This window comes from Treponema sp. UBA3813, from assembly GCA_002368605.1.
Classification (GTDB): Bacteria; Spirochaetota; Spirochaetia; order Treponematales; family Treponemataceae; genus Treponema_D.
The window spans coordinates 44954-56445 of the sequence record DFEB01000014.1; the positions used below are offsets into that span (position 1 = coordinate 44954).

At 45.6% G+C, this 11492-nt stretch carries 10 protein-coding genes; 9 read left to right on the forward strand and 1 reads right to left on the reverse strand.

The window, feature by feature from the left end; all coding sequences use genetic code 11:
- Positions 1–3: 3 nt before the first annotated feature.
- From fliG to B2089_RS01610, 7 genes are read left to right on the forward strand one after another with little or no spacing between them, the layout of a single operon-like run.
- On the forward strand, positions 4–1059 hold the full coding sequence (gene fliG / locus B2089_RS01580; RefSeq protein ID WP_296320725.1) for a flagellar motor switch protein FliG: 1056 nt from the start codon (positions 4–6) through the stop codon (positions 1057–1059).
- A 21-nt stretch (positions 1060–1080) separates the two neighbouring features.
- Positions 1081–2034 carry a flagellar assembly protein FliH gene (fliH, locus tag B2089_RS01585; protein WP_296320728.1) on the forward strand — a complete coding sequence of 318 codons (954 nt, stop codon included), beginning with the start codon at positions 1081–1083 and terminating at the stop codon, positions 2032–2034.
- A 20-nt stretch (positions 2035–2054) separates the two neighbouring features.
- The gene (locus B2089_RS01590; protein WP_296320730.1) at positions 2055–3545 is read left to right on the forward strand and encodes a FliI/YscN family ATPase; all 1491 of its coding nucleotides are present in this window, start codon (positions 2055–2057) and stop codon (positions 3543–3545) included.
- Positions 3546–3548: 3 nt separating this feature from the next.
- Complete coding sequence (gene fliJ / locus B2089_RS01595) at positions 3549–3980, forward strand: flagellar export protein FliJ (protein WP_296320733.1); 432 nt, start codon at positions 3549–3551, stop codon at positions 3978–3980.
- A gap of 20 nt (positions 3981–4000) precedes the next feature.
- Positions 4001–4474, forward strand: coding sequence for an arginine repressor (locus B2089_RS01600; RefSeq protein ID WP_296320735.1), 474 nt, complete (start codon positions 4001–4003; stop codon positions 4472–4474).
- A 9-nt stretch (positions 4475–4483) separates the two neighbouring features.
- Positions 4484–5473 carry a ribosome small subunit-dependent GTPase A gene (gene rsgA / locus B2089_RS01605; RefSeq protein WP_296320737.1) on the forward strand — a complete coding sequence of 330 codons (990 nt, stop codon included), beginning with the start codon at positions 4484–4486 and terminating at the stop codon, positions 5471–5473.
- 6 nt (positions 5474–5479) lie between these two features.
- On the forward strand, positions 5480–8101 hold the full coding sequence (locus tag B2089_RS01610; protein WP_296320741.1) for an endonuclease MutS2: 2622 nt from the start codon (positions 5480–5482) through the stop codon (positions 8099–8101).
- 69 nt (positions 8102–8170) lie between these two features.
- On the opposite strand, the gene B2089_RS01615 is transcribed toward B2089_RS01610, so the two are convergent.
- Positions 8171–9838: a nucleoside kinase gene (locus B2089_RS01615; RefSeq protein WP_296320744.1), complete on the reverse strand. Its 1668-nt coding sequence runs from the start codon at positions 9836–9838 to the stop codon at positions 8171–8173.
- Positions 9839–9984: 146 nt separating this feature from the next.
- Here B2089_RS01615 and B2089_RS01620 point away from each other — a divergent pair, with 146 nt between their 5' ends.
- The gene (locus B2089_RS01620; protein WP_296320747.1) at positions 9985–10185 is read left to right on the forward strand and encodes a DNA-directed RNA polymerase subunit omega; all 201 of its coding nucleotides are present in this window, start codon (positions 9985–9987) and stop codon (positions 10183–10185) included.
- Positions 10186–10495: 310 nt separating this feature from the next.
- Positions 10496–11492, forward strand: a 997-nt coding sequence (locus tag B2089_RS01625) for a 1-deoxy-D-xylulose-5-phosphate synthase N-terminal domain-containing protein (protein WP_349675774.1), incomplete at its 3' end; no start/stop codon positions are given.

Sequence of the window (11492 nt, forward strand, 5' to 3'; positions counted from 1 at the left end):
AAAATGGCTGACGCAAAACCAGCTGCCGCTCATGGTAAAAAGGGCGGGGCAAAAGATTATAAAAACCTCACTGGTCGTCAGAAGGCCGCAATCTTCCTTGTTTCCCTTGGTTCTGATGTTTCTTCAGAAATCATGAAACATCTTCGTGAGGATGAGGTTGAGACTTTAACATTTGAAATTGCGCGTTTGGAAACAGTCGATTCTGACTTTAAAGATCAGGTTCTTGAAGAATTCCAGGAACTTATGTCGGCACAGAACTTTATCACCACCGGTGGTATTGACTATGCCCGCGAATTGCTTGAAAAATCTTTGGGAAGCCAGAAGGCAATCGACATTATCAACCGGCTTACATCGAGCCTGCAGGTTCGTCCTTTCGATTTTATCCGCCGAACGGATCCTGCCCACTTGCTCAACTTTATCCAGCAGGAATATCCTCAGACAATCGCCTTGATTCTGGCTTATTTGGAACCTGGAAAAGCGGCTGTCATCTTGCAGAACTTGCCGCCGGAGATTCAGCCGGAAGTTTCAAAGCGACTTGCAACTATGGACCGAACTTCACCGGATGTTCTTCGTGAGGTCGAGCGAGTTCTTGAAAAGAAACTTTCTACACTTTCCAGCGAAGACTACACTGCCGCAGGTGGTGTCGAGTCTATCGTCGAAATTCTCAACCTTGTCGATCGTTCTTCTGAAAAGGCCATCATCGAATCTCTTGAAGAGGAAGATCCAGATTTGGCAGAGGAAATCAAAAAGCGAATGTTCGTCTTCGAAGATATCGTCATGCTGGACGACCGTGCTATTCAGAAGGTTCTCCGCGAAGTCGATACTCAGGAGCTTTCAAAGGCACTCAAATCTGTGGACACCGAAGTTCAGGACAAGATTTTCCGCAACATGTCAAAGCGTGCGGCAAGTATGTTGAAGGAAGATATGGAATTCATGGGACCGGTTCGTTTGAAGGATGTCGAAGAAGCACAGCAAAAAATCGTTTCGACAATCCGTCGTTTGGAAGATGCGGGCGAAATCGTTATCGCGCGCTCTGGCGAAGACGAGCTTGTCGTTTAATCATAAAACGGGGACATAATCATGGCAAGAAATTTATTTCAGCAGACATTATTTCAACCTGGTCAGTTAAAGCCGAAAGAGGGCGAATTCAAGCTCCAGCTTGTCCATGAATTTGCGCCTCCTGTAGAAGAAGTCGTTGAGGAGGAAGTTCCTGAATACACAGGACCGACCGCTGACGATTTGCGTCGTGAAGCCGAGGCTTTTAAGGCTCAGTGGGAGCAGGAAAAGCAGCAGATGCTTCAAGAAGCGCAGGCAAAGGCCGATGAAATTGTCAAAAAGGCTGAAGATGCCGCTTTCGCTGAAGTCAAACGGCAGACAAATCAGGCTCAAGTCGTAAAAAATGAAGCGGAACAGAACGCTGCCGAAATAATCAAAAATGCTCAGGAAGAAGCTTCTAGAATTATTGAAGAAGCAAAATCAGAGCAGGACAGTCTCAAAAAAAGTGGCTATTCAGAAGGTGTAAATCAGGGGCGGGAAGAAGGTTTTTCCGAGGGAAAGGCCGAGGTTGAGCGCTTGATTGAACGAACTCATAAAATTCTTGAGGGAGTTATGGCTCGCCGTGAGGAGATTTTGAGCGAGACTGAGCAGCAGATTGTTGAACTTGTCATTTTGATGACTCGGAAGGTTGTAAAGATTATCTCTGAGAATCAGAAATCAGTCGTCATGGCAAATATTTTGCAGGCTCTCAAAAAAGTCAAAGGTCGTGGAAATGTTACTGTCCGCGTGAATATGTCAGATGTTAAGCTTACCACGGAGCATATACAGGACTTCATAAAACAGGTTGAGAATGTGCAGGGAATTACGGTTCTTGAAGATTCTTCTGTTGATAAAGGCGGCTGTGTGGTTGAGACGGACTTTGGCGCAATCGATGCTAAGATTCAGAGTCAACTTTCTGAACTTGAAACGGCGATTCTCGAAATCTCGCCTGTCAAGACAATCCAGAAAAACGAACCGCTTGCAGTAAGTGAAGGTTAATAAAAAAGACGGGTGGGGAAATGGAGTCTTTTTTTAACAAATACTTAAATACAATCAAACAGACTGAAACGATTCTCTATACAGGACATGTCACCGCTGTAAAAGGGCTTGTTATTGAAAGTAACGGCCCCCGTTCTGTTATTGGTGAAATCTGTACGATAAAAATTGCCTCTACGGGTAAGGAAGTTCTTGCCGAGGTTACGAGTTTTGAGGGAAAGACCGTAAAACTCATGCCTTACGGAGATACAACGGGAATTGAAATCGGCTGTGAAGTTATTGCAAGCGGTCATATTCTTCAGGTTCCTGTGGGTAAAAAACTTTTGGGGCGTGTAATTGATGCGACTGGTACCCCTATTGACGGAAAAGGTCCCCTTGAGACGACGGAATTTTATCCTGTTATTGCTTCTCCTGCTGATCCTATGAAGCGGCGTCCTATTGACCGAAGAATTGTCACGGGTGTGCGCTGTATCGATTCTCTTTTGACTTGTGGAAAGGGGCAGCGTCTTGGAATCTTTGCAGGTTCAGGCGTGGGAAAATCAACTCTCCTTTCAATGATTGCCCGAAACACAAATGCGGATATCAATGTTATTGGTCTTATTGGTGAACGAAACCGAGAGGTAAATGATTTTATCGAGCGAGATTTGGGGGAAGAGGGCATGAAGCGCTCTGTAGTCGTCGTGGCTACCAGCGATACACCTTCAATCTGCCGTTTGCGTGCGGCTTATGTCACCACGGCAATGGCCGAGTATTTCCGTGACCAAGGCAAAGATGTCATGCTTATGATGGACAACATGACTCGATTTGCCCATGCCCAGCGAGAAATAGGTCTTTCTACTGGAGAGGCTCCGGCTCAGCGAGGTTATCCTCCAAGCGTATTTGACTTGATTCCGAAATTGCTAGAAAGGGCTGGAACCAGCGATAAAGGCTCAATCACGGCATTTTATAATGTTCTCGTTGATGGCGATGATATGGATGAGCCTATTACTGATAAAGTTCGAGGAACTCTCGACGGACATATTGTCTTGAGCCGTGCTCTCTCTCAGCAACGGCATTATCCGGCAATTGATGTATTGCAGTCTATTAGCCGTCTTGCCCGGCGTGTTTCTGGGCGTGAGACTTTAAAAGCTGCCACAAAAATCAGCCGGCTTATTGCTATCTATGAGGATAACCGTGATATGATTAGTGCGGGTGTCTATCAAAAAGGTGCGAATGCCGAAATAGACCTTGCAATCGATAAACACGAGGCAATCGAAGAATTCTTGTGTCAGGAAGAAGACGAGCCCTGCACAATTGATGACACTCTGCAAAAAATGTCTGCCCTTGCGGAAATCGAAATCCCAGATGAAGAATATGTGGAAAATCCTGCAAGTTATCGGAAAACTGTTGCCCAGCTTGTTCAAGAGCATAAAGAAGAGAATGTGGAGAATGCCAACGAGAGTGCAAGTTCTGCATTTGAATCAAATCTTGCCCCCCAGCTTTCGGCGATTGGCGATGTGGCGGACAAACTCTAGCCTATGAAGAAATTCAATTTTTCACTTCAGAAAGTGCTTGATTTTCGCGAATTTGAAAAAAAACAAGCTGAGGCAGAGCTTGGAAAAGCCGTTGCCGAAGAAACGAAAATTCAAAACACACTTGACATGATTGCTAAACAACATGCCTCTTCCGTAGTTGCCGCTGATTCAATGAAAGATATAAATGACATGCTTTATGTTCAGAATTATTTCCGGCTTTTGGATTATCAAAAGGAGCAGGCTCTTACCGCATTGGCACAGGCTCAAGTCATCACTGAAGAAAAGCGAGATGTAATGCGTAATGCGATGAAAAACTGCAAGGTTTTAGAAAATCTTCGTGATTCAAGAAAAGACGCATGGAAAAAAGAGAATATAAAGGCAGAAGAAAATACAATTGATGATATTGTGACTTCAAAATATTCGAAAAATCAGTAAAATAGAATTCAGGTATAAAGATGAAAGAGCGTTCAGAACGATTGAAAGCGATAAAGAAACTCATAAAAAATAACAGAATTGAAAGTCAAGATGAGCTTTTAAAGGAACTTACGAAAGAAGGATTTGATGTTACCCAGGCGACTCTTTCCCGTGATTTAAAGCTTTTGAAGGTGGGGAAGGTGAGTGACGGTCACGCTGGCTATGTATACACTCTCCAAAGTGACGAAGACCGCGGTGAGAGTGAGCAGATTTTTGTACAGGATTTTTTGCGTGGTTATGTGAGCATAGACTGGAATGCAACTACAGTCGTGATTAAAACATTTGGAGGCCATGCAGATGCAGTCGCAAATGCTCTCGATTGCCTGAATCTTGATGAAATTTTGGGTACGGTGGCAGGAGACTCTTGTGTTTTCGCAGCCTTGCGCGCTGGTGTGACTGGTGAGGATTTTATGAAGACACTTAAAAAACACATTCCTGATTTGGAAGAGGAGTAAAGCTCAGATATGATTCATTTAGAAGGCACCGTTTTAAGCGGAAGCAACAATGTTTTTGAAATCGAATGTGACGACACTGACGACGACGGCAATCACATAAGACGAGCCTGCTCTTTCAAAAGCAAAAGGCTCAAGGTCGAGACAAAATACTACAATCCCCTCGCTCCGGGCGACAGAGTCCAAATCGAAATCGAAGATTCAGAAGACGAAAAAGGTCAGATTCTTTCCCTCGTTCCCCGTAAAAACGCTTTTATCCGCTGGAACATCAAAGGCCGCGCCCCCCAGCTTTTGGCGGCAAACCTTGACTATATCATTTTGGTCACTACGCCAGGGGAGCCGGAATTCCGCCCCCGCTTTATTGACCGGGAACTTGTTCAGGCTGAATACCAGAACCTTACGCCCATTATTGTCGTAAACAAATACGATTTACCGGAAGCTCAGGATCCTGATTTTCAGAACCGTCTTTCAATCTGGGAAGAAATCGGCTACAAAGTCCTGCGCATTTCGGCAAAAACAGGAGAAGGCTTACCTGAGCTGGCGGAGCTTATTACGGGCAAACTCAGTGCCCTTGTGGGGCAATCGGGCATCGGAAAGTCGTCATTGGTCAATGTTCTTGACAATTCCTGCGTCCTTAAAACCGGCAGCCTCAGCAAAAAATACGGCAAAGGCTCCCACACCACCACAAAAGGCACTCTCATGCACATTCACCTGAACGAGTCAATCGTTGGCGGCGTGCAGAATGTCTACGCTTCAATCATCGACACGCCGGGAGTCCGCCGCTTTGTCCTCAACGACATAGCCGCAGATGACCTCGCCCTCTACTTCCCCGAAATGGAAAAACTGGTCGGCTCGTGCAAATTCGGCACAAACTGCAAGCACGAAAGCGAGCCGGGCTGCAAAATCCTCGAAGCCGTGGAGGCAGGCCTTATCAGCGAAGAGCGTTTTGAAAGCTGGCAGCGAATCCGCGAAGAAATCAAAACAGGAAGCTGGGAAGATTAAGCCCAAATGCACAGAAAAACACTTGAACAACTGGACTATTACCGAATCCGTGACGAAATCGCCGGATTTTGCGTGAGCGAGGAAGGAAAATCCTCTCTTTTACAACGCGAGCCTTTCACCAGAGAAAAAATCGACGAAATCAACTCGCTCAAAAGGCTTTCCTCTCAGTGGCAGCGGGCCATTCAATCTAAAAAACCGATTCGCTTGCAAGGCTGGGGCGAAATCACTTCATTCTTAAAACTCTTGCAGGCTGACGGAACGACTTTAGAGCAGAACCAGCTTTATTCCCTCATGCTTTTTTCAGATTCCGCGCTTTCTCTTTACGCCTCGGTTAAAAGCTTGGCGGCAGAACTTTCCCTTAAAAATCTCCTCGACATGGCGGAAACTCTCCCTTATTCCGCATTGGAGCAAACCGTCAGCACAATTTCCCGCATCATCGACAAAAACGGCGAGATTAAAGACCTGCCAATCCTAAGGGAAATCAGGGCAAGAATCGCTGAAATCAACGGCGAGATTAAAGCCGCCCTCAAAAAATACACCAGCGATACTTCACTTAACTCCGTCCTTGAAAGCAATGTTCCCGCCTTCCGCGCAGACAGGCAGGTTCTTGCCGTCAAAGCCAGCCAGCGGAACAGAATTTCCGGCATCGTTCATGAAGTTTCGGCTTCGGGGCAGACTCTTTTTATTGAGCCGGAAGAAGTGGTGCGCAAAAACAACGAGCTTTTACAGGAAGAAGCCCGCCTGGCCCAAGAAACCCGCAAGATTTTTAAAGAAACCACGGCTCTTCTCCATCCCCTTTATGATGATTTGAAGTCCGCCCTCAAAAGCATGACCCTTTTTGATGTGACTTACGCCGCCGCCCGCTGGGGGGCAGAACATCTCTGCAATTATGCCCTTCATTGCGAAAAACAGAGTTCTCTTGAGCAAATCGGTCAAACTGAACAAGATTCAGAAGGACTTCCACCCCTTTTATTGCAGGCAAGGCATCCTCTTTTGGGCGACAAGGCCGTTCCTATCGACATTAAGTGGCTTTCGGGAAAGAATGTTCTGATTATCACTGGTCCAAACACAGGCGGAAAAACCGTTACCTTAAAGACCTTTGCCCTTCTTTCCATGCTGAATCAGTCGGGCTTTCCGATTCCGGTGGCAGACGGAAGCAGGCTTCCTGTTTTCAACGCCATTTTCGCAGATATTGGTGATGACCAGTCCATCGACAATTCTCTTTCCACATTCTCCGCCCACATGAAAAACATTGCGGCGGCGGTAAAGCACGCGGACGAAAATTCCCTCGTTCTTCTGGATGAGTTTGGTGGCGGAACTGACCCGCAGGAAGGCGGCGCGATTGCCATGGCCTGCCTTGACTCCCTTATCGCAAAAAAAGCCTTTGTCCTCGTTACGACTCACCACGGAAGCCTGAAAAATTACGGATACACAACGCCATCCTGCATAAATGCCAGCGCGGAATTTGACGCTGATTCCTTAGCTCCTACTTACCACATTGTCATGGGCGTTCCCGGTGAGAGCCACGCCCTGGACATTGCAAAACGCTCAGGGCTCCCCACCTCAATCGTATCAAAGGCAAAATCTTACCTTACCAACCAGCAGGCCGATGTCTCTACTTTGATTCGGGGACTCACCCAAAAACACGCTGAGCTTGACCGCCGTGAAAAAGAATTCGCCAGCCTTGAAAAGCGTCAGAGCGAAAAAATCCTCAAACTGGAACAGAAAGACTTAAAACTCCGCCAAAAAGAAAATGAGCTCAAAGAGCGTGAAAGCCGGAATGAATCCCGCTTCTTGAGGGAGACTCGAAAAAACCTTGAAAATCTCGTGCGCGAACTCCGTGAAGGCGAAATTACAAGGGAAAAGACCCTTAAAATGCGGAAATTCATCAATGATTTGACCGAGGATGTGGAAGAGCAGGAACTTGAGCTGGAGCTGGAAAAAGAAAAGCTTGAGGAAGAAGAAAAAGCCCTTCAGAAAAGAATGGAAAGCGAGGAAATAATCCTTGAAAACGGCATGAAAATCTCAAAAGCCTCGGATTCCCGCTCTTCATCTTCAAAAAAGACAAAGAAAAAACTGAGCAATAAAGAAGCCCTCAAAAAGGCAAAGGCCACCTACACAGACGAGGAAGTCTTCAACCTCGCTCCCCGGTCAAAAAACGCACCGCCGCCAAAATTTGAATTTGCGGAAGACGCGGAAGTCCTTGTGGGAAAAAGCCGAAGCCGGGGAACTCTTCTTCACGAAGAGAAAAAAGGCTTGTGGACGGTTCAGCTGGGCTCAATCCGCATGAGCGTAAAGCAAAAGGATATGGAGCTTATCGCCCCGACTCGCAATGCAGTCGCCGATTATACGGTGGAACTTAATAAAGAAGAAGGAAACGGAAGCCCGGTCTTTGAGCTCCGCTTATTGGGAATGAGAGAAGAAGAAGCCCTTCACGCCCTGCAAAAGCAGCTTGACCTTTGCGCCATGACGAATTTTAAATCATTCAGCGTCATTCACGGCAAAGGAAACGGCATTTTGCAGCAGGCAGTCCAAGATTATCTCTCGAACTACCCCGGCGTAAAGTCTTTCTATTACGCCCGCCCAGAAGACGGTGGCTTTGGAAAGACCTATGTTGAGTTAAATTAGACGCGGATTCACACAGATGAACGCGGATATTTTTGTTTTTTATCTGCGTTTATCCGCGTCCATCTGCGTCTAGTATTTGAAACTACTTCCCCCAATGAATTCACGCACGATTGACTGGCTTGGAACATAGTCAGAAGAAATCGCATTGAAGTGAGAGAGGAAGTTCAAAAGGCGGCAAGCCTCTGTGTACTGAGGTTCGCTGGGCTTTACGGCGCGGAGTTTTGGCTCTGCGTAAATCTTCAGAACAGGAATCTCATAATCCAGGGCTGTGTTTAAAACCGCATCGGCTGAATTCTGATAAGGGAAGATGTGCAATCTCTCGCCACGCTGAACGCTGTCCCACATGCCGATTGTGCCTGCTGCGCTCTTTCCACGGAAATTTGCATCACGAACGATACGGCGGATAAGGCGGTTGTCGCTGGTCGGAACACGGTTATGATCATCGAAGTTGAGCTGGGTAAGAGCCGAAAGGTAAATCTTGAATTTATACTCCGGCTTGATTAGAGGCGTGAGCTTGTCGTTAAGGCCGTGAATTCCTTCGATGATGAGAATGTCGGTCTTTCCCAAAGTCATTTTGTTGTTGCCGGTGTAATATCTCTGCCCTAAATCAAAGTTGTAGCAAGGAATTTCGACTTCTTTTCCGTCAAACAAATCGATTAAATTCTGGTTCAAAAGCTCCACATCAAGGGCTTCAAGGCACTCGTAATCGTAGTTGCCGTTCTCATCCTTTGGATTTTTGTCCCGGCCTACATAGTAGGAGTCCAGACTGATTGTTTTTGGAGTGTAGCCGATTGCCCGGAGCTGGAGTGCCATCTTGAAGGCAGAAGTGGTTTTTCCCGAAGAAGAAGGGCCTGCAATCAAAACGACCTTTACATTTCCCCTGTCATGAATCTGCTTTGCCACCTCGGCGTAATTCTGCATCTGGTAAGTCTCGCAAATGTCGATGAAGTCGTTGATTTTTTTGCGGGAAACGATTTCGTTAAGGGAAGCGGCAGATGTGACATTAACCAGCTTGCCCCACTTTTTATAGCGCTTGAAAATATCGAAAATTTTAGGCAAATCCTCGAATGGGGCGACAACTTCCGGCTTTTCGGCCTCTGGGAAGCGGAGCAGGAAGCCTTCATCATATTTCTGCAAATCGAAGACTTTTAGCACGCCGGTTGAATCAACGAGGGAGCCGAAATAAATATCGCAGAAAGCGTTCGTATCATCATTGAAAGAGTTGACGAGGACATAATCCGAACAGCGGTACTGGAGCTGTTTAGCAGTCTCCGGCATGTTGAGTTTTTGGAAAAAATCCACAGCCTCTTCGTAAGAAATATGCTGAGTAGTGATTGGGATGTCCCGCTCAACGATCCTGAGCATTTCCGCCTTTAGCGAAGCAATCTCATCTTCTGTAATCGGCTTTTCGCGGTCAAGGGTGTAGTAATAGCTGTAGCCCAAGCTGTGCCCGATTAAAAGCCGGTCTTTTGGGAAGAGCTTATGAGCGGCGGCAGCCAGAATGAAGGAAAGTGAGCGGCGGTAGACATAGGCTCCGTCTTTTGAAGCCAGATACACGCCATCGATTCGGCTTGAGACGCGGATAGGCCGGCACAAAGAAACGACCTTGTTGTTCACTTTAAGGGCGATGAGCTGGCCTTCATGGGGAGGCAGGTGCTCCATAATATCTTTGCCACGAACTCTGGAAGAAACTTCGATTTTTTTTCCGTCTGTAAAAGTTAAAGTCATAGTACTCATAAAGAATATTATAACTCACTTTTTCAATAAAGCGAGATAAATTTATTTTTCTTTTCACTATTATGATTTAAAAATGCGTGAATTTATTGACACAATTTCTATCTTCTTATAAAATTATGAAATCACTTTTAGGGGATAGCATACTAATGATTTTTCCTTTGGAGAAAACGGTAAAATTTACTGGTAATATTTATGAGGCTACTGTTGCAGCGAGTCATCGTGCATATCAGTTGGCAATGATTAAAGATGAGCGAATTGAAGAAAATGACGGCAAGGTCGTTTCTCTCGCAGCTAAGGAGCTTTTCAATTCTGAAGTTCAGTACCGAAGAATCGAAGCTAAAGATTAATTATATTGGATATAAAAAGTCACTCTTGACGAAAGGGCGGCTTTTATTGATAATAAATACAACTTGTGACTAAGGAGTGCCATCGTGCCTTGTGGAAAAAAACGAAAGCGTCAGAAGATTGCGACACATAAGCGAAAGAAGATGCTTAGACGAAATCGACATAAGAGTAAGTAACAGTTTTTTGTCATGCTTAATCGCAGGCTTACGAACTGTTCATCTTTGTCAAAAGAGACCGCCAAAGTTCTAAACTTTTAGCGGTCTTTTTTTTATACTGTGAGATTCTGAAATGAATTCTGAATGACATGGAAATTTGAAATCATTTCAGATGACAGGAGATTTGATTACGATTCTTTCTAAGATTCATTCTCCGGCAGATGTAAAAAAAATCTCTGAAAAAGAGCTTGATGAGTTGTGCGACGAAATCAGGAAGCGCATAATCGAGACTGTGGCAAAAAACGGCGGTCATTTGGCGAGTAATCTCGGTGTGGTTGAGCTTACTGTCTCCCTTCACCGGGTTTTTGACAGTCCGGAAGATGCCATTATTTTTGATGTAAGCCATCAGTGCTACACCCATAAACTTCTGACCGGCAGATATTCAGATTTTTCTTCTCTCCGTAAACAGGGCGGTATCTCAGGCTTTACCCGCCGCCTTGAAAGTCCTCATGATTTTTTTGACAACGGCCATTCTTCCACTTCTATTTCTCAGGGCTTGGGACTTTTGACGGCATGGGATAAAATCGAAAAAGAACAGAGAGAATCTGGAAGAAATCCAAAAAATCGTAAGGTTGTTGCCGTAATCGGTGACGGAGCCCTCACGGGTGGCTTGGCTTATGAAGCTCTGGCTCATGCTGGTCAGCTTTCAAAGAATCTGATTGTAATCCTCAACGATAACCAGATGTCAATTTCTCCCAATAATGGGGCTATTTCCCGCTACCTGAGCACCCTTACCATGACGGGCTTTTATCAGCGATTCCGCTATTTCGTTGATAACCTTGTTGATAAAATCCCTAATTCAAAAAATCACATCGGCAAATTCATTTATAGAATCAAACGGGCAGTGAAGGGTATGTTCCTGAGCACGAATTTCTTCGCTGATTTGGGTTTTGAGTATGTTGGCCCCCTTGACGGTCACAACATTAAGGAACTTGAGGAAAATCTCCGTCGTGTCCGCAGACTGCCAAAGCCTGTAATCGTTCATGTTCTCACCAAAAAGGGCAAGGGGTATTCTCCAGCCGAAAATGATCCGGCAAGTTTCCACGGTGTTGGCCCCTTCCAGATTTCAGACGGAAAAATGGAAAAATTCGACA